The sequence below is a fragment of the Leclercia sp. UBA2479 genome, assembly GCF_002341985.1.
Classification (GTDB): Bacteria; Pseudomonadota; Gammaproteobacteria; order Enterobacterales; family Enterobacteriaceae; genus Enterobacter; species Enterobacter pneumoniae.
Window position 1 is genome coordinate 526665 of sequence record NZ_DDPB01000013.1, and the last position, 17849, is coordinate 544513.

Genomic DNA, 17849 nt, shown 5'->3' on the forward strand with positions numbered 1-17849 from the left:
AGGGGCGAGGGAACCGTGTAATGCCGTTCCCTCTCCCCTAAGGACAATCACTAACTCACTAACGCCTGCCCATCTTTGCGGCTCTCCGTCGCGGCAACATAGTGCCCCTCCGGCAAGCGATAGATCACCTGTGCGCCGCCAAAGTTGTACTCTTGCAGCGGATCCTCCACCACAATCTGATGCCCACGTGCACGCAGCGCGGCGATGGTATTGCGATCGAAGGTGGATTCGACGATCACCTCCCTGCCCTGCACTACGCGCCAGCGCGGCGCATCGATCGCGGCCTGCGGGTTCTGGCCGTGCAGCATAATTCGCAGCGCCATCTGCATATGCCCTTGCGCCTGCATCGGCCCGCCCATCACGCCAAAGGACATCAGCGGTTTGCCGTTGCCGTCCATCGCAAAGCCAGGAATGATGGTGTGGAACGGACGCTTGCTGCCCGCCAGCGTGTTCGGGTGTTTAGGATCCAGCACAAAGCCGCAACCGCGGTTTTGCAGGCTGATACCGGTATCTGGCACTACTACGCCTGAGCCAAAGCCCATAAAGTTAGACTGGATGAACGAGACCATCATTCCGCTGGCGTCGGCCGTAGAAAGATAGACCGTGCCGCTCTGAGTCGGTGAACCGTAGACAAAGTCAGAGGCGTTATCCGGGTCGATTAGCGCGGCGCGTGACTTCAGATAATGGTCGCTCAGCAGCTCTTTGGCGGCAAATTCCATATGCGCTTCATCGGCCACATAGCGGTCAAGATCCGCCAGTGCCAGCTTCATGGCCTCAATGGAGAGGTGCAGCGACTGCACGGAGTCCGGGTGATGCTTCTCAATGCCGCACTGCTCCAGAATGCCCAGCGCGATCAGCGTCGCAATGCCCTGGCCGTTAGGCGGTAACTCCTGAACGGAACCGCCGGCAAAATCACGTGACAGCAGCTCCACCCAATCCACGCGATGGTTGGCAAGATCGTCTTTCGTCAGGTGTGCGCCATGCTCGGTTGCAAAGGCGGCAATTTTCTCTGCCAGCTCGCCCCGGTAAAAGGCCTCGCCATTGGTTTTGGCAATCAGCTCCAGCGACTCCGCCTGCGCCGGATTGCGGAAGATCTCGCCCACCCGCGGCGCGCGGCCTTCCGGCGCGAAGCAGGCGCTAAAGCCGGGCTGATCTTTTAGTTTGTTGTAACCGCGCTGCCAGAGATGGCCAATCAGCGGCGATACCGGGAAGCCATTCCGCGCATATTCAATGGCAGGCTGTGCCAGCGTGGTGAGGGGCAGCGTGCCGAAACGCTCTGCCAGAGCCACCCAGCCGGAGACCGCGCCAGGCACGGTTACTGCATCCCAGCCCAGCTCGGGCATGGCGGTTTTCCCGGCAAAGAGATCCGCATGCCAGCTGGCCGGCGAGCGCCCGGAGGCGTTCAGACCATGCAGCTTTTCGCCATCCCAGATGATGGCGAAGGCATCGCTGCCGATGCCGCAACCCGTTGGCTCCACCACGGTCAGCGCCATGGCGGTGGCGACCGCGGCATCGACCGCATTACCACCCAGTTGCAGCATACGCATACCTGCCTGCGCCGCCAGCGGCTGTGACGTAGCCACCGCGTTATGTCCCATCATGGGCGGACGGCGAGAATCGTAACCGGTCGTAAAATCAAGCGCTTTGGTCATCATGACTCCTTAGTCGTGGCGCGGGTCGAGCGCATCGCGCAGGCCGTCACCGAGTAAATTAAAGCCCTGCACCGCCAGGAATATGGCGATACCGGGAAAAACAGACATCCAGGGCGCCTGTTCAAGAAAACCTTTTGCCGTGTTCAGCATCGAGCCCCAGGAGGGGTTTGCGGTTGCTGGCCCAACCCCAAAAACGAAAGGCTGGCTTCGGCAATAATCGCTGAAGCAATCGCCAGCGTGGCCTGCACCAGAATCGGTGACATCACGTTTGGCAGCACATATTTGATGATGATCCAACGGTCCGGCAGGCCGATTGCCCGCGCGCCGTCGATGTACTCTTCGTTGCGAATAGCGATCACCTGGCCACGCGTCAGGCGAGCAAAAATCGGCATCGCCGAAAGACCGATGGCGATCATGGCGTTGGTCAGGCTCGGGCCTAAAAACGCCCCCAGCGCGATAGCCATGATCAGGAACGGGCAGGCCAGCAGCGCCTCGATAAAACGGGAGATGACGCCATCCCAGATCCCCTGGAAGTAGCCCGCCACCAGCCCCAGCGGGACGCCGATAACCACCGCAATCACCACCGAGACACAGCCCGCCATCAGCGAGGTACGCGCGCCCCAGATGATGCGTGACAGAATGTCGCGCCCCAGTTCGTCGGAGCCAAACCAGAACAGCTCCGACGGCGGCTTACGGACCGCGAGGAAGTTCGCTTTCACCGGATCGAACGGGGCAATCCAGGGTGCCAGCAGCGCAATCAGGACAAAGATCCCGACAACCACTGCCCCTATCACCGCACTCTTGTTGGCGAGAAATTTTTTCAGCACCCGGTTTTGCGCGCGGGGGGTGACGGCCGCAACGGATTGAGTAGTCAGTTCCGCCATAATTAACCTCGCATTTTCGGGTTGATAAGCACGTAGAGGACGTCCGCCAGCAGGTTCAGCATCAGGAAGCCGATAGCCACAATTAGCACCACGCCCTGCACTACCGCGTAGTCGCGGTTAAAGACAGAATCGACGATCATTTTGCCGAAGCCTGGAATAGTGAAGACCTGTTCTGTCAGGACCGCCCCGCCCAGCAACTCGCCAAACAACAGCGTGGTAAGGGTGATCACCGGCACCAGCGCGTTGCGGAATGCGTGCTTGAGGATCACCGCGTTGGGCAGCAGCCCTTTGGCCCGCGCGGTACGGATATAATCTGCCTTCAATACCGCGATCATCGAGGCTCGGGTATGGCGCATGAGCGTCGCCGCCAGGCCGGTACCCAGCACCGATGCAGGCAGCAGCAGCGTGCGCAGGTTCTGCAGGGGATCTTCGCTAAACGGCACATAGCCTGAGGCGGGAAGCCACTGCAGATTGACCGAGAAGACCAGAATCAGCAGGATCCCCAGCCAGAAGTGCGGTATCGAGATCCCGGAGATCGCCACGAAGTTAGCCCCATGATCCACCCAGCTATTTTTATTCACCGCGGCAAGGATCCCCATGCTGATGCCAAACACCAGCGCGATGATCATCGCCAGCAGCGACAGCTCAAGAGTTACCGGCAACTTGCTGGCAATCAGCGTGGTAACCGGTTCATGGGTACGTAAGGAGACACCGAGGTCGCCCTGCAGCGCGCGGGTCAGCCAGTCGTAATACTGCACCGGTAGCGGTGCGTCGAGGTTTAACTCCGCGCGCAGTTGAGCGATGACCGCCGGGTCACGCTCCTCTCCCGCCATCGCAATCAGCGGGTCGCCGGGCAGCAACTTTTGCAGCCCGAAGACCATCATGCTCACAAGCAGCAAGGTCGGGATGGCCAGCAGCAGGCGTTTGCAAATCAGTTCCAGCATGGTTTCTCCTCACGCCCTCAGTTATTTGGCCAGCGACAGGCCCGCCAGACGCACGATACCGTCCGGATAGGGCTTGAACCCCTGCACGTTCTTATTCAGACCGAAAATACGCGGTTCGAAATAGAGGTAGGCAATAGGCATATCGGTTTGCAGTTGCTTCACGACGTTGTTGTAGAGCGGCTGGCGTACTGCCGGGTCGTTGCTCAGACGTGCCTGCGCCAGCCACTCGTCTACCTGCGCGTTGCTGTAGCGCCCATCGTTGAGGTTGCCCTTGCTGTTGATGAAGCCATAAATGCTGCCATCGGGATCAGGGCGGCCTGACCAGCCGGAGAAGCTCAGCTGATAATCGCCGCTCTGCTGGCGATCCAGTAACGTGGCAAACTCGGTCATTTGCAGATTGAGGTTAAAGCCCGCTTCCGCCACCATCGCCTGCAATACCTGGCCTACCTGCTGCGAGGTGGGGTTATTCGGCACCAGCAGATTGACGTTCAGCGGCGTGGTCACACCCGCGGCTTTCAGCAGCGCTTTGGCTTTTTCAACGTCGCGCGGCGGCACCGGCACCTTCACATGGTAAGGACTGACCGGCGAGAACGCCTGGTTTGCTGGCGTATAGAGTCCTTCGAACACCACCTGGTTCAGCGCATCGCGGTCAATCGCCTGTGAGAAGGCTTCACGCACGCGAGCATCCTGGAACGGATCGTTTTTCGACACCTTGCCGTTATTGATATTAAAGGTGATGCCCTGGTAGCCGAGGCCAGTGACCTTCGCCAGCGCCAGTTTGCTGTCGGCCTCAACGGTTTTGACATCGCTTGCGGCGACGCCTTCCGTGAGATCCAGATCGCCCGCGCGCAGGTTCGCCAGACGCACCGACGCATCCGGGATCGGCAGATAAATGATTTTGTCGAAGTGGTAGGCCTCTTTGTTCCAGTAATTATCGAAACGGCTCAGCACGATGCGATCCTGCGAGACGCGGCTGTCAAATTTATAGGGGCCAGAGCAGACCGGATGCGCGGCGAAGTCGGGTTTCACCGCGGCTTGCGGCGCCATCATTGCGCCGGCACGGTCGGTAAGCTGCATCAGCAGCGCCGCGTCCGGGGTCTTCAGGTGGATAGCAATCTGGGTTGGGCTTTTCACTTCCACCGATTCGATGGAGGAGATTTCGCTTTTACGCAGAGAACCTTTCAGCGTGAGGGCGCGATCGAGGTTATATTTCGCCGCAGCCGCATCAAACTTTTCGCCATCGTGGAAGGTGACCCCCTCGCGCAGATTCATGGTCAGGGTTTTACCGTCTTCGCTCCATGTCCAGTCTTTTGCCAGCCCTGGCACCACTTTCAGGTGCTCGTCCACGTCCACCAGCCTGTCACACAGCGAGGCGAAGACAAAGCGGCCATAATAGGTGCGCGCCAGGTGAGGATCGAGCATATCGGGATCAGCACCGAGGCCGATGCGCAGCACGGTTTCAGACTGCGCAGGCAGCGCCGCGCCCAGCAACATAACACTTCCCAGTACGGTCAAAAGAGAATTTCGCATTGTCATTATCATGAGTTCCTGGCTGGAAGAGAGGAGTGGGTTGCCGCGTGTTCGAACAGCGCGCGGCGTCGCAAAAAGGCTGCCGATGGCGGTGCTATCTGGATAACACTGCGATCGCGGTTGATCTCCTGCCAGCGATGGCAGGCCACCTGACGTCCACCTTCCAGAACCTGATCGATCGGCTCTACCTGGCGGCATTCATCCGTGACGTAAGGACAGCGAGTGTGGAAACGACATCCGCTGGGGGGATCCGCCGGATTCGGCAAATCGCCCTGTAGCAAGGGGGTATCGCGCTGGGCACCCGGCTGCATCTGCGGAGCAGAGGCAATCAACGCCTGGGTATAGGGATGCAGCGGCGCGTCAAAAATTTCATCTACCGTCGCCAGCTCGACGATCTGCCCGAGGTACATGACGGCTACGCGGTCGCTCATGTGGCGGATCACCGCCAGGCCGTGCGCCACGATGACCATGGTCAGACCCAGCTGATGTTTTAGACTTTCCAGCAGGTTGACCACCTGCGCCTGAACCGAGACATCCAGCGCCGAGACAGGCTCATCCCCCAGCAGCAGCTTTGGCCCCGAAGCCAGTGCGCGTGCGATCCCGATACGTTGACGCTGCCCACCGGAAAACTCGTGGGGATAGCGCTCCGCCCAGGCGGCCGGTAATCCAACGGTTTTTAATAGCTCCACCACCCGGTGTTGACGATCGGCTTTTTTCATATCCTGATGCAGCCACAGCGGCTCACCGACGATCTGCTCCACCGTCATGCGCGGGTTTAGCGAGGCAAAGGGATCCTGAAAGATAATTTGCAACTCACGACGCAGCTGGTTCAGACGGGAACCCGAAGCATGGGTGATCTCCTCGCCCTGATAAAAAACGCGCCCTTCACTCGCCGCCAGCAGACGTAGCAATAGACGGCCCAGGGTCGATTTACCCGAGCCCGACTCGCCGACTATCGCCAGCGTTTCGCCAGGCATAACCGAGAGCGAGACCCGATCCACCGCGGTGACAAAGCGCTGTGGGGCAAAGAGCTTTTTCGGCCCGGGGAAGAGTTTGCTCAGATCGCGAGCTTCCAGAATGGGTGTGGTCATGCAATTTCTCCCAGGGCGATGTGCTGCTCAAGCGGTACGCGGAAACAGGCAACCTGATGGCCCGCGCCCAGCGTACTGAGCTGCGGTTTTTCGTTATGGCAGCGAGTCTGCGCAAACGGACAGCGCGTGGCGAAACGACAGCCTTCAGGCATGGATTGCGGCAAAGGTACCGCACCAGGAATGGTCGAGAGCTGGCCTTTGCGGGCGCCCATCGAAGGGATAGAGCCCATCAGTCCGATGGTATACGGGTGTTGCGGGTCGGCAAAAATCGCCTCAACGCTCCCCTGCTCGACCACCTGCCCGGCATACATTACGGCCACCTGCTGCGCGACCTCCGCCACCACGCCAAGATCGTGGGTGATCATCAGCACGGCGGTGCCGGTCTCGTCTTTAAGGGTGTTTAGCAGCGTCAGGATCTGGGCCTGAATAGTCACGTCCAGCGCGGTCGTTGGTTCATCGGCAATCAGCAGACGCGGATGATTGATCAACGCCATCGCAATCATCACGCGCTGGCGCATGCCACCCGAGAGCTGATGCGGATACGATTTCAGGCGCATTTCTGCCGCCGGGATCTGCACCTTTTCCAGAATCAGTCGTGCAACGGCCATCGCTTCAGGCTTAGAAACCTTCTGATGGCGCATGACCGCCTCGCTAAGCTGATCGCCCAGGGTAAAGGCCGGGTTGAGCGAGGTCATCGGCTCCTGGAAGATCATTGCCATTTCGCTGCCGCGCAGGTCGGCGTATTCACGCGCCGAGAGTTGGCGCAGATCATGGCGTCGAAACTGCATCTCACCGCTAACAATTTGCGCGCTTGAGGGGAGCAGCCCCATTAGCGCCAGCGACGTAATGCTCTTTCCGCAGCCTGATTCTCCCACCAGCGCCAGGGTTTCCCCCGCTTTAACGCTGAGTGAAATACCGTCCAGCACGCTGACCGGCGAGCCGGCGAACTTGACGTTGAGATTATGCAGACGCAGTACTGGCGCGGTCTCCTTAAAAGGGATTGTCGTCATAGCAGGGGAGCATCCTCAAAGTTGATCGCCTGGATCAGGGCGGTTTGCAGACTCAGCAGATGCTCGCGCATAGCGGCAGCAGCTTCGTTGGGCTGGCGATGAATGATCGCCGTGATGATTTTGTGGTGATGGTCGTTATAAACGTCGACGCGCTCCGGCGTACGCGCCATTTCACGCAGATGCTGCCAGGCAGGATCGCGTCTGACGGCATCGATGGCGTCAAAGAGGCCAAGCATCAGGCGATTACCTGCGGCTTCGGCGATGGCGCGGTGAAAAGCGCTGTCCCACAGTTCATTCAGATCGCGGTCGTCCGGGCTGACCTTGTCGATACGTTCAAGCATGCGCTGCATCAGCGCGAGGTTTTCCCTGGTGGCACGCAGTGCCGCAAGACGGGCTAAGCCGGGTTCGAGCTGCAGACGGGCTTCCATGACCTCCAGCAAATTGGTCTGCTGAACCAGCCCCTGCAAGGCTAAGGGTTCAACGGGTGCGGCGGGGCCAATAAACGTGCCCTTGCCCTGCTTGCGCCAGATACGCCCTTCCTCTTCCAGCACATCCAGCGCACGACGAACTTCCCGTCGCCCTACGCCGAGTTTTTCCGACAGCTCACGTTCAGTGGGCAGCGGAATGCCTGGTGTTGACTCATGCTGGTTGATAAGCCCGCGCAGTTGCTCAAGCGCGGTACTGGAATTTGCCAGAAATCCGGACGTTTTTTCCATATTGGTTCGCCTGCTTTCATCATTACTTTATTTTTATTAACAATAAGTTATTGATATAGATTTTTACTTATTGCCTTAATGATTAAGCAATTAACGAACCAATTACGCATTGGTTCAGGAAATTTCTGGGATCGCTCAGATAAGCTGATGATAAAAAAAGGGTTATTTCTTTACAGAAATGTTACATCGAGAAACGAATAAAAAGCCCGCAGACGATAAAACGCACAATAACAGTGCAAATATTGCACCAAAAAGCTGCAATTGTTAATAAATTGCACCATTTAAATTAATTAAATGTTAACAAAAAGGAATAGTGAGATAAGAAAGAGAGGGGATAGAAAGGACAGACAGAGTAGAAACGACGAAGGCCTGAATCATTTCTGATTCAGGCCTTCTGAATGTTGGCGGAACGGACGGGACTCGAACCCGCGACCCCCTGCGTGACAGGCAGGTATTCTAACCGACTGAACTACCGCTCCGCATTGTTCCCTTGGGAACGAGGCGAATATTACGGTCTGCCTCAGACCCCGTCAATGCTTTTTCTCTTGTTTTTAATCGTTTGCTGCAAAAATCGCCCACCCGATGATATTAACAGCAAAAAAGCAGGCTTTATGCCCGCCAGAGGCAGCTCCCACCCTTCTTTTGCACCAGATCGAGACGTGATTCGTGATTTACCAGCTCCTCATCACCTGCCCGTATAACCCGCAGATTGCTCGCCTGACGAACAAGACGCTGAATGCCGCCTTCGTTTTGCTGCTGCTGTGCGTCATTATCGCTGCCAAACTTTAACAGCGTTTGACCACCGGTCATCGTTAGCCAGACATCGGCCAGGATCTGGGCATCGAGCAGTGCGCCGTGCAGCGTTCGCTTGGTGTTATCGATTTCGTAGCGCGAGCACAACGCATCCAGGCTGTTACGCTTGCCCGGGAACATTCTTCTTGCCAGCGCCAGGCTGTCGGTCACCTTACAGAAGGTATCCGTTTTAGGAATGCCGCGATTAAGCTTACTGAACTCATAGTCCATAAAGCCGATATCGAACGATGCGTTATGAATGATCAGCTCTGCGCCGGTGATGTATTCAAGAAAGTCGTCGGCGACGTCAGCAAAGGTGGGCTTATCGAGCAGAAACTCATCGGCGATACCGTGAACGCCAAAGGCTTCAGGATCAACCAGCCGGTCTGGCTTGAGGTAGACATGGAAATTGTTGCCGGTAAGACGACGGTTGATGACCTCGACCGCCCCGATCTCGATTATCTTGTGGCCTTCATAGTGCGCCCCGATTTGGTTCATACCGGTGGTTTCAGTATCGAGGACGATCTGTCGTGTAATTGCAGTGCTCATAGCGGTCATTTATGTCAGACTTGTCGTTTACCGATCGTTTCAAAACAGGAAGTCTACCAGAGATGCGTAAACAGGTAGAAATTTTCACCGATGGATCTTGCCTTGGCAATCCCGGCCCTGGCGGCTATGGCGCGATTCTCCGGTATCGCGAGCATGAAAAAACCTTCAGCGAAGGCTACCGGCTCACCACCAATAACCGCATGGAGATGATGGCGGCTATTGTGGCGCTGGAGGCCTTAAAAGAGCATTGCGATGTAGTGCTCAGCACCGACAGCCAGTATGTGCGCCAGGGGATCACCCAGTGGATCCATAACTGGAAGAAACGCGGCTGGAAGACAGCAGATAAAAAACCCGTTAAGAACGTCGACCTGTGGAAACGTCTTGATACCGCACTAAGCCAGCACCAGATTACCTGGGAGTGGGTTAAAGGCCATGCGGGACATCCAGAGAACGAACGCTGTGATGAGCTGGCGCGGGCAGCGGCAATGAATCCGGTTCATGAAGATGTGGGTTATCAGCCGGAGGCTTGATCAAGGCTTCCGGTATTGCCGGGTGGCACCCACAGCCTGACGCAGCGGCGTTTTGCTTTTGCTCTGTTTCATCGGATTAAGCGTGAGCGGGATAGTCCGCTTGCGCGCCACAATGACCTGCATGCAGCCCAGCGCCGGGAAATGCGTGCTAAGCAACTTCCCGCCCCGCCGCGTCCAGGGTAAAACCTGGAAACCGCTGTGATACATCACTTCAAAGTTGAGTAATGAGAGCCAGTCCAGCTGGCGCATCATCGTAAACATGCGGCTGTTATAGGGCGGTGTGCGACGCAATACGGGCACCAGCTTGCGCAGCCCCATCAGACTCATCGGGTTAAAACTGCTTAAAATCAGCCAGCCATCATCGATAAGCACCCGATCGGCTTCCCGCAGAAGACGGTGAGGATCGCCACACCAGGGTAAGGTATGCGCCAGCAGACAAGCATCGACAGACTTTTCGGCAAAAGGCAGGTGCAATGGATTGGCTTTGACTTGTAGCGGCTGACCAGCCAGAGAGACACTCACCTGGTGCGAGATAGCACAGCATTCCGAGTTGATTTCCGCGCTTAAATTGCCAATCTTAAGCAGGTGAAAACCATACATTTTTGCAAACCAGGGTTTGAGTTGCTGCTCGAGCGCTTCGCGGTAGTATTCACCCCAGGGCAAATCGGCCCATCGCTCCGGTGGTGAGACTGTCTGAGGTATCCTTGCCGGTTTCATCAACACACCCGCTACGTAGTCAGAGGTAATAAATGAATCTTATCAGTATTCCCGCGTTTCAGGACAACTACATCTGGGTTTTGACCAATGATACAAACCATTGTGTGATCGTTGATCCCGGCGAAGCCGCGCCAGTTCTGCAGGCGATTGAGGAGAACCAGTGGCAGCCTGACGCCATTCTGTTAACGCATCATCACCATGACCACGTGGGCGGCGTGACGGCGCTGCGCGCTAAATTCCCGCATCTTGTGGTATATGGCCCCGCTGAAACGCAAGATAAGGGTACGACACGCGTAGTAGAAGATGGCGATAAGATCCTCATACTGGGGTCGGAGTTTTCCGTAATTGCTACACCAGGTCACACTTTGGGACATGTTTCTTTCTTCAGTTTCCCTTATCTTTTTTGCGGTGACACGATGTTCTCTGGCGGCTGCGGAAGACTTTTTGAAGGTACGCCAGCCCAGATGTATCAATCCTTCCAAAAAATAAATGCGCTTCCTGACGAGACGTTAATTTGTTGTGCGCATGAATATACATTAGCAAATATGAAGTTTGCCCGACACATTCTGCCTGAGGATCGGGCGATAAACGATTACTACCATAAAGTTAATGAGTTACGTGCAAAAAACCAAAAAACACTCCCTGTTATTCTGAAAAATGAACGTAAAGTTAATGTTTTTCTACGAACGGATGATCCTGTTTTAATTGATAAAATCAACAAAGAAACAACTGTGCAACACCCTGAGGGCTGTTTCGCATGGTTGAGGGCTAAGAAAGACAACTTTTAACAATTGCGGGTTGCCTTTTCAAAAATTGGTCGTTATCATCGCTCGTCTTTTAAGCAACTATTGACACACACATGAAGGCAAAAGCGATTTTACTCGCCTCTGTCCTGCTTGTGGGTTGCCAGGCGTCTCAGAACACTGGCAACGTACAACAGCACGCACAGAGCCTTTCTGCAGCTGGTCAAGGGGAAGCAGGGAAGTTTACAAGTTCGGCGCGATGGATGGACGATGGGACGTCATTTGCGCAGGAACAGGACTTGTGGGCCTCTATTGGCGACGAGCTAAAGATGGGAATTCCGGAAAACAGCCGGATACGCGAACAGAAACAGAAGTATTTAAGAAATAAGAGCTATCTCCACGATGTAACTTTACGGGCAGAGCCGTATATGTACTGGATAGCCGGGCAAGTTAAGAAACGTAACATGCCGATGGAGCTGGTACTCCTACCCATAGTGGAGAGCGCTTTTGACCCACACGCAACGTCTGGTGCCAATGCCGCAGGTATTTGGCAGATCATACCGAGCACAGGGCGCAATTATGGTTTAAAACAGACTCGCAGCTACGATGCGCGTCGTGATGTGGTCGCCTCAACTACGGCCGCTCTCGATATGATGCAGCGTCTGAACAAGATGTTTGACGGTGACTGGCTGCTAACTGTCGCGGCTTACAACAGCGGTGAAGGTCGTGTACTGAAGGCAATGAAAGCGAATAAAGCGCGTGGCAAACCCACGGACTTTTGGTCGCTTCCACTGCCACGGGAAACCAAACTGTATGTCCCAAAAATGCTGGCTTTGAGCGATATTCTCAAAAACAGCAAACGTTATGGGGTGCAGTTACCGACTTCCGACGAGAGTCGGGCACTGGCGAGAGTGCGTCTGAGCAATCCTGTAGAACTTAAGCAGGTTGCCGATATGGCGGGCATCTCGGTGACGAAACTGAAAGCCTTTAACGCTGGCGTGAAGGGTACGACGTTAGGTAACAGTGGTCCGAAATACGTGCTGGTGCCGCAGAAGCATGCAGAACAGTTACGTAACTCGCTGGCGTCTGGTGAAATCGCTGCGGTGCAGTCAACCCTGCTCGCCGATAACTCACCGGTCAGTAGCCGTAGCTATAAGGTTCGTTCAGGCGATACGCTTTCGGGCATCGCTTCACGACTCGGCGTGAGCAGCAAAGATTTGCAGCAGTGGAACAATCTGCGTGGTTCAAACCTGAAGGTAGGTCAGAACCTGACCGTTGGTGCGGGTACTAGCGCGCAGCGTCTTGCCCGCAACAGCGATAGCATTACCTATCGTGTTCGCAAAGGTGATTCGCTCTCCAGTATCGCGAAAACGCACGGCGTAAACATCAAAGATGTGATGCGCTGGAATGATGATACTGACAACCTGCAGCCAGGCGACCAGTTGACGTTGTTTGTAAAAAACAACGCAACGCCAGACTCCTGATAACAGGCGCAGAAAGAAAAAGGCACCGATTCCCCTCGGTGCCTTTTTTTATTTAGCTGGCCTCTTGCGCCTCAGCAAAAAGGGTATCGCTGGTAAAAGAGCCGTCACTCTGCAGTTCGAAGTACGCTTTCACTTCAGCGGATGCGCTCTGCTGATAGAGTCGAATCGCCTGGCTCAGTGCTTCTGGCGTGCGCATTCTGGCGATCCAGGAGCTGAACTCCAGCGGTAAGCGATCGGTCACCATCGTGCGAGCTATTAATCCCGCTTCGGTCATCCACGTTAACCATTCGCCGCTACTGTAGTTACGTACGTGCGAGGTATCGCGCAGCGCTTCGACGGTCTGTAACCAGATATCACGTACCGGGTGGCCTGGCGCCATCACGTCCATAATGATGAAAATACCGCCAGGTTTCAGTACCCGCTTAACCTCGCGCAGCGCCTGTCCGACGTCATGCCAGTGGTGTGCTGAATAGCGGCTGATCACCACGTCGAAGCTCCCCTCGGCAAACGGCAATGATTCTGCATACCCTTGTCGGGTAGTCACATTGGTCAGCCCTTTTTCCTTTGCTGCCGCGTTAACCACATCGAGCATCTGGCTGGATAAGTCATAGGCGGTCACCCCTGCAACCTGCCCGGCGGCAATAAAGCTGGCGTGCCCTGCCCCACAGCCTAAATCCAGTACCTGGGCGTCTGGAAATGAGGCGAGACGCTCGCCCAGACGCACTAAATCGCGTCCCGACGCGTGTACTGCACTTGTCAGATAAGCGCTTGCCTGTGAACCGAACTGTTTTTCTACGTTGTCATGATGGGATTGTGTTGTCATCGTACTGTCCTTTGTTGTTAGAAAAAAGAAAGGGCAGCACCTCACCAGCACAGGTCTGCCCCACGGCAGACCTGACGAACCATTACTTCTCAGGTTTGCCGGGACTGAATTCAACTAGTAGAGGATTATGGTCGGAAGCGCGCGTAACCAGTACAGAGGCTTCGTGCACGTTCAAACCACGATAGAAGACGAAATCGAGAGGACGACCGAACGCTTTGCGGCGCTGATCATCGGTAAAACGCACTTCGCGCAGTGACATTTCACGGGCAAAGCGATACAGCGCATTCATCCGCGGGCGGCTCCAGGCATTGAAATCACCGGCCATGATAATCGGCCCGCTATGGTGAGCAATTTGATCGCCTATTGGAAGTAACTGCTTACTGTAGACATCGACGCCCAGACTGAAATTCACGGCGTGTATGTTTACGACCATCAGTAAACGGGTGTCAGGCAATGGGTAGACCGTGACCAGTGCCGATTTGGCCAGCCGCAAAATAGGCTCTCGCTCGCGTAGCGGACAACAGTAGACCGGGTGTGCAGCAGAGAGCGTCATCACGCCGGAGGGATGCTGCGGCAGGACAAAGGCCGGAACCTGATCGGCAGCCAGGTAATTTGTGGTAGCGAATCTGACCAGCTCAGGGGTCGTTTGCGCCTCCTGCAGTAACACCAGATGCGCATCCTTGCCGAAGTTCTTCAGAACAGATAACCATTCGGCGCGTTGCTGCTTAAAAATGTTCCACACCAGCACGCGAATTTTTTCGTCGCTGCTTAACGGCGCACCGGCTGGCAATGCCTGGCCGATAGTCGCAAACGAGCCCGGAGGTAAAATTCTCTCCGCTGGCTGTCCGGCTACATAGCGCATGGCATAGGTATTCTTTCGCACTGTTGAAAACGGCCTCAGTCTCATGGACCGCCCAAAAAACGGGCGGGTACTATTGTTATAAGGTTTTCAGGTCACACTTTCAATGCAATGGGTGAGAAACATTTAATGGGTTTATGAAAGCTGCCGCATAACCGTTGATAGTCCTGATGCTTTATCAGGACTATCACTTCGCTAAACCAAAAGGATCAAATGATTGACTAGCCTTCAGACGCATTTTTCAGAACGGGGCTGTCGGTCTTATCCAGACGGCCGCTGATGCCAACCAGCACCAATGCAGCCAGAACAATAAGGGAACCTATCCATGGCGTTTGCGCTAACCCAGCATGCTGTACCGTTTGTCCGCCAACGATCGACCCCAGTGCGATACCAATATTGAATGCCGCGATATTCAGGCCAGATGCCACATCTACCGCGTTCGGGGCATACTGCTCCGCTTTCTGCACGACATAGACCTGCAGGCCCGGAACATTACCAAAGGCAAAAATCCCCATGACCAGTACAGTTGCCAGCGCGGCATATTGAATCGACGCAGTAAACTGGAACACCATCAGTAATATCACCAGGGCTGCAAAAATAATCTTCAATGCCGGCACGGCACCCTGTTTATCCGCAAGTTTACCGCCCCAAATATTGCCTATCGCGACAGAGACACCATAACCCAGCAGGATCCAGCTCACTGCGCTGGGGGAAAAGCCAGCCAGGTTCTGCATCATAGGTGCCAGGAAGGTAAACGCCGTAAACACGCCACCATAACCGAGGGCGGTAATGACATAAATGATCAACAGTCTCGGGTGTGTGAGCACTTGCAGTTGCTCACGCAGTGTCGCCGCTGTACGACCCGGAATATTTGATGGGATCAATAACACACTGCTCACTAACGCAATGACGCCCAGTAAAGAGACCGCAAGAAACGTCTCACGCCAGCCGAAGTGCTGCCCAATAAAGGTCCCCAGCGGTACTCCCGTTACCAGCGCGACCGTTAATCCGCCAAACATAATGGCAATAGCCGATGCGGCTTTCTCTTTCGGCACTAAGCTTGTCGCTATGGTCGAACCAATCGAGAAGAACACCCCATGAGCCAGGCCGGTAAGCAGGCGCGCAATCACCAGCGTCGTATAATCTGGCGCCTGCCAGGCAAGCATGTTCCCGGCGGTGAAAAGTACCATCAGCCCTATGAGTAACTGCTTTCTCGGCAAACGGCTTGTGAGCGCGGTCAGGACTGGCGCGCCGATGGCGACGCCGAGCGCATAGATGGAAACCAACAACCCCGCTGAAGGCAGCGTAATAGCAAGTTGTTCGGCGATGGTAGGGACTAAACCTACGATAACAAATTCGGTCGTGCCAATTGCAAAGGCACTGATCGTCAGGGCAAGTAATGCCAGTGGCATAATAACTCCGTCTCATCAGGATTAAGATGACACGTAGTATGCGTTAGTGCTTAAATAACAAAAATGGTCAAAGTATCAATATAATTTTGCGGAAATAGCAACAATGAAAGCAACCTCAGAAGAGCTGGCAATCTTTGTCGCCGTGGTCGAAAGCGGAAGCTTTAGTCGTGCTGCGGAGCAGCTTGGGCAAGCCAACTCAGCAGTAAGTCGGTCAGTGAAGAAGCTTGAGATGAAGCTTGGCGTCAGCTTGTTAAACCGCACGACGCGGCAACTCAGCCTGACGGAAGAGGGAGAGCGCTATTTCCGCCGGGTGCAGTCCATACTGCAGGAGATGGCAGCGGCAGAAACCGAGATCATCGAGAGCCGTAACACACCGCGCGGGTTATTACGCATTGATGCCGCCACGCCGGTCGTGCTGCATTTCCTGATGCCGCTCATCAAACCTTTCCGTGAACGTTATCCTGAAATGACGCTTTCGCTGGTCTCCTCAGAGACATTTATTAATCTTATTGAGAGAAAGGTTGATGTCGCCATTAGGGCGGGTACATTAACCGACTCCAGCCTCCGCGCTCGCCCTCTGTTTAAAAGTTATCGTAAGATTATTGCTTCTCCGGCCTATCTTGAAGAATTTGGCGAACCCGCAACGGTGAACGATCTCAAACGACATATGTGCCTGGGTTTTACCGAGCCTTTGTCCCTGAATACGTGGCCGCTAGCCTGCCATGACGGGCAGCTACATGAAATTGAGTGTGGATTGTCTTCCAACAGCGGAGAGACGCTAAAACAGCTCTGTCTGGAGGGAAATGGGATCGCTTGTCTGTCTGACTACATGATTGATAAAGAAATAGCCCGAGGCGAGCTGGTAGAGTTGATGGCAGATAAACGTCTGCCCGTTGAGATGCCTTTCAGTGCCGTGTACTACAGCGACAGAGCGGTAAGCACGCGGATCCGCGCCTTCATTGATTTTCTGAGTGAACGTATAAAAACAGCTCCCGAAGGAGCTGAGTAAGGGTTCAGAGAGCCAGAAAACATTAATCCCAGTCTGGCGCTAATCCCTCCGGACTCACCAGACGATCGTTACACTCTAGCGCCGCGATCGCTTTTCTATCTTCGTCATCCAACTTGAGATCCTGCGCCAGCAGGTTGCTCGCCAGATTCTCACGTTTAGTCGAGGAAGGGATCACCGCGAATCCTTCTCCTAAAGCCCAGGCCAGAATGATCTGAGCTGGTGTCGCATTATGTTTGTCGGCGATACGAACAATAACGTCATCTTTTAGCGCTTTACCATAAGCCAGGGTCATATAAGAGGTGATATGGATACCGTGCTCTTTTGCCCAGCTCACTACTTTGCGATTCTGCAGATAGGGCGATAATTCAATCTGATTCGTTGCAATATTCTCCGCGCCCACGGCTGCAATGGCTTTTTCCATCAGTGGAATGGTGAAGTTAGAGATCCCGATCTGGCGAGTCAAACCCTGTTCTTTCGCTTCCAGCAGTGCCTGCATGAACGTTTCGACAGAGACCGCATCGTTTGGCGAAGGCCAATGGATTAGGGTCAAATCAACGTATTCAGTACGCAGCTTCTTCAGACTCTCTATGAGGCTTGGGATCAGCTTTTCTTTGCTGAGATTCTCGGTCCAGATTTTGGTGGTGATAAAAAGCGCGTCACGCGGTATACCGCTCTCTTCAATGGCCTGGCCAATGGCCGCTTCATTATCATAAATCTGCGCCGTATCAATGGTGCGATAGCCCAGTTCAAGGGCAGTTTTTACCGACGCGATAACAACGTTGTCTTTCAGACGGAAAGTGCCCAGACCAAGTGCAGGGATAGTCATGTCATTCCTCATAAATCATTTTGTTATTAAGTGAGGAAGATTATCGCTGCTGTCGTTATGCAGAAAAAGATCGTGAAACGCAGAGGATTTTTGCTGTTCAAGCAATAATAATAGCGCGGACGAAAAAAAAGCCCTGAGCAGATGCTCAGGGCTTTCAATAAGTGGCGGAACGGACGGGACTCGAACCCGCGACCCCCTGCGTGACAGGCAGGTATTCTAACCGACTGAACTACCGCTCCACCGTATTCTTTTTGTAAACACCGGGTTAGTGCACCGGC

15 protein-coding genes, 2 tRNA genes and 2 pseudogenes are annotated in these 17849 nt (G+C 54.8%); 4 read left to right on the top strand and 15 right to left on the bottom strand.

Going from position 1 to position 17849, the window contains the following annotated elements; genetic code table 11:
- Nucleotides 1-50: 50 nt before the first annotated feature.
- The 9 genes and pseudogenes from B3B59_RS20320 to dnaQ form a co-directional block, all read right to left on the bottom strand.
- Nucleotides 51-1652, bottom strand: a complete 1602-nt coding sequence (locus B3B59_RS20320) for a gamma-glutamyltransferase family protein (RefSeq protein WP_233803184.1) — start codon at nt 1650-1652, stop codon at nt 51-53.
- Between the two features lie 9 nt (nt 1653-1661).
- Nucleotides 1662-2536, bottom strand: a pseudogene (locus tag B3B59_RS20325) (ABC transporter permease).
- 2 nt (nt 2537-2538) lie between these two features.
- Nucleotides 2539-3480: an ABC transporter permease gene (locus B3B59_RS20330; protein ID WP_040077043.1), complete on the bottom strand. Its 942-nt coding sequence runs from the start codon at nt 3478-3480 to the stop codon at nt 2539-2541.
- A 21-nt stretch (nt 3481-3501) separates the two neighbouring features.
- The gene (locus B3B59_RS20335; RefSeq protein WP_286809856.1) at nt 3502-5016 is read right to left on the bottom strand and encodes an ABC transporter substrate-binding protein; all 1515 of its coding nucleotides are present in this window, start codon (nt 5014-5016) and stop codon (nt 3502-3504) included.
- 2 nt (nt 5017-5018) lie between these two features.
- Nucleotides 5019-6101 (bottom strand): ABC transporter ATP-binding protein, encoded by a 1083-nt coding sequence (locus tag B3B59_RS20340; protein WP_046886703.1) that lies wholly within the window; start codon nt 6099-6101, stop codon nt 5019-5021.
- Nucleotides 6098-7111: an ABC transporter ATP-binding protein gene (locus B3B59_RS20345; protein ID WP_263616453.1), complete on the bottom strand. Its 1014-nt coding sequence runs from the start codon at nt 7109-7111 to the stop codon at nt 6098-6100. Before B3B59_RS20345 ends, B3B59_RS20340 begins: the two co-directional genes overlap by 4 nt.
- Complete coding sequence (locus B3B59_RS20350) at nt 7108-7827, bottom strand: FadR/GntR family transcriptional regulator (protein ID WP_286809857.1); 720 nt, start codon at nt 7825-7827, stop codon at nt 7108-7110. Before B3B59_RS20350 ends, B3B59_RS20345 begins: the two co-directional genes overlap by 4 nt.
- Nucleotides 7828-8229: 402 nt before the next feature.
- Nucleotides 8230-8306 (bottom strand) — tRNA-Asp (locus B3B59_RS20355).
- A gap of 130 nt (nt 8307-8436) precedes the next feature.
- Entirely contained in the window at nt 8437-9168 is a 732-nt protein-coding gene (dnaQ, locus tag B3B59_RS20360) for a DNA polymerase III subunit epsilon (RefSeq protein ID WP_040077050.1), read from the bottom strand.
- Here dnaQ and rnhA point away from each other — a divergent pair.
- Nucleotides 9122-9698: pseudogene (gene rnhA, locus B3B59_RS20365) on the top strand (ribonuclease HI). The gene dnaQ and the pseudogene rnhA overlap by 47 nt on opposite strands.
- On the opposite strand, the gene B3B59_RS20370 reads toward rnhA, so the two are convergent.
- Nucleotides 9699-10415, bottom strand: a complete 717-nt coding sequence (locus B3B59_RS20370) for a class I SAM-dependent methyltransferase (RefSeq protein WP_286809858.1) — start codon at nt 10413-10415, stop codon at nt 9699-9701.
- 32 nt (nt 10416-10447) lie between these two features.
- On the opposite strand from B3B59_RS20370, the gene gloB reads away from it, so the two are divergent.
- Complete coding sequence (gloB, locus tag B3B59_RS20375) at nt 10448-11203, top strand: hydroxyacylglutathione hydrolase (protein WP_286809859.1); 756 nt, start codon at nt 10448-10450, stop codon at nt 11201-11203.
- Between the two features lie 71 nt (nt 11204-11274).
- Nucleotides 11275-12642 carry a murein transglycosylase D gene (mltD, locus tag B3B59_RS20380; RefSeq protein ID WP_286809860.1) on the top strand — a complete coding sequence of 456 codons (1368 nt, stop codon included), beginning with the start codon at nt 11275-11277 and terminating at the stop codon, nt 12640-12642.
- Nucleotides 12643-12694: 52 nt separating this feature from the next.
- On the opposite strand, the gene B3B59_RS20385 is transcribed toward mltD, so the two are convergent.
- The 3 genes from B3B59_RS20385 to B3B59_RS20395 all read right to left on the bottom strand — a co-directional run bounded on the left by B3B59_RS20385 (nt 12695) and on the right by B3B59_RS20395 (nt 15736).
- Complete coding sequence (locus B3B59_RS20385) at nt 12695-13465, bottom strand: class I SAM-dependent methyltransferase (RefSeq protein ID WP_286809861.1); 771 nt, start codon at nt 13463-13465, stop codon at nt 12695-12697.
- Nucleotides 13466-13547: 82 nt separating this feature from the next.
- Nucleotides 13548-14348, bottom strand: coding sequence for an endonuclease/exonuclease/phosphatase family protein (locus B3B59_RS20390; protein ID WP_046886696.1), 801 nt, complete (start codon nt 14346-14348; stop codon nt 13548-13550).
- Nucleotides 14349-14545: 197 nt separating this feature from the next.
- On the bottom strand, nt 14546-15736 hold the full coding sequence (locus B3B59_RS20395; RefSeq protein ID WP_233803077.1) for an MFS transporter: 1191 nt from the start codon (nt 15734-15736) through the stop codon (nt 14546-14548).
- 103 nt (nt 15737-15839) lie between these two features.
- Between B3B59_RS20395 and yafC the strand changes: the two genes are divergently transcribed.
- Nucleotides 15840-16745 carry a DNA-binding transcriptional regulator YafC gene (yafC, locus tag B3B59_RS20400; protein ID WP_286809862.1) on the top strand — a complete coding sequence of 302 codons (906 nt, stop codon included), beginning with the start codon at nt 15840-15842 and terminating at the stop codon, nt 16743-16745.
- A gap of 22 nt (nt 16746-16767) precedes the next feature.
- On the opposite strand, the gene dkgB is transcribed toward yafC, so the two are convergent.
- Nucleotides 16768-17571 (bottom strand): 2,5-didehydrogluconate reductase DkgB, encoded by an 804-nt coding sequence (gene dkgB / locus B3B59_RS20405; protein WP_212477147.1) that lies wholly within the window; start codon nt 17569-17571, stop codon nt 16768-16770.
- A gap of 162 nt (nt 17572-17733) precedes the next feature.
- A tRNA-Asp gene (locus B3B59_RS20410) sits at nt 17734-17810 on the bottom strand.
- Nucleotides 17811-17849 lie beyond the last annotated feature (39 nt).

Excerpts from the sequence above, each read along its gene's own strand:
- B3B59_RS20320 (WP_233803184.1), bottom strand. The coding sequence starts at position 1,652 with ATGACCAAAGCGCTTGATTTTACGACCGGTTACGATTCTCGCCGTCCG.
- B3B59_RS20330 (WP_040077043.1), bottom strand. The coding sequence starts at position 3,480 with ATGCTGGAACTGATTTGCAAACGCCTGCTGCTGGCCATCCCGACCTTG.
- B3B59_RS20335 (WP_286809856.1), bottom strand. The coding sequence starts at position 5,016 with ATGACAATGCGAAATTCTCTTTTGACCGTACTGGGAAGTGTTATGTTG.
- B3B59_RS20340 (WP_046886703.1), bottom strand. The coding sequence starts at position 6,101 with ATGACCACACCCATTCTGGAAGCTCGCGATCTGAGCAAACTCTTCCCC.
- B3B59_RS20345 (WP_263616453.1), bottom strand. The coding sequence starts at position 7,111 with ATGACGACAATCCCTTTTAAGGAGACCGCGCCAGTACTGCGTCTGCAT.
- B3B59_RS20350 (WP_286809857.1), bottom strand. The coding sequence starts at position 7,827 with ATGGAAAAAACGTCCGGATTTCTGGCAAATTCCAGTACCGCGCTTGAG.
- dnaQ (WP_040077050.1), bottom strand. The coding sequence starts at position 9,168 with ATGAGCACTGCAATTACACGACAGATCGTCCTCGATACTGAAACCACC.
- B3B59_RS20370 (WP_286809858.1), bottom strand. The coding sequence starts at position 10,415 with ATGAAACCGGCAAGGATACCTCAGACAGTCTCACCACCGGAGCGATGG.
- gloB (WP_286809859.1), top strand. The coding sequence starts at position 10,448 with ATGAATCTTATCAGTATTCCCGCGTTTCAGGACAACTACATCTGGGTT.
- mltD (WP_286809860.1), top strand. The coding sequence starts at position 11,275 with ATGAAGGCAAAAGCGATTTTACTCGCCTCTGTCCTGCTTGTGGGTTGC.
- B3B59_RS20385 (WP_286809861.1), bottom strand. The coding sequence starts at position 13,465 with ATGACAACACAATCCCATCATGACAACGTAGAAAAACAGTTCGGTTCA.
- B3B59_RS20395 (WP_233803077.1), bottom strand. The coding sequence starts at position 15,736 with ATGCCACTGGCATTACTTGCCCTGACGATCAGTGCCTTTGCAATTGGC.
- yafC (WP_286809862.1), top strand. The coding sequence starts at position 15,840 with ATGAAAGCAACCTCAGAAGAGCTGGCAATCTTTGTCGCCGTGGTCGAA.
- dkgB (WP_212477147.1), bottom strand. The coding sequence starts at position 17,571 with ATGACTATCCCTGCACTTGGTCTGGGCACTTTCCGTCTGAAAGACAAC.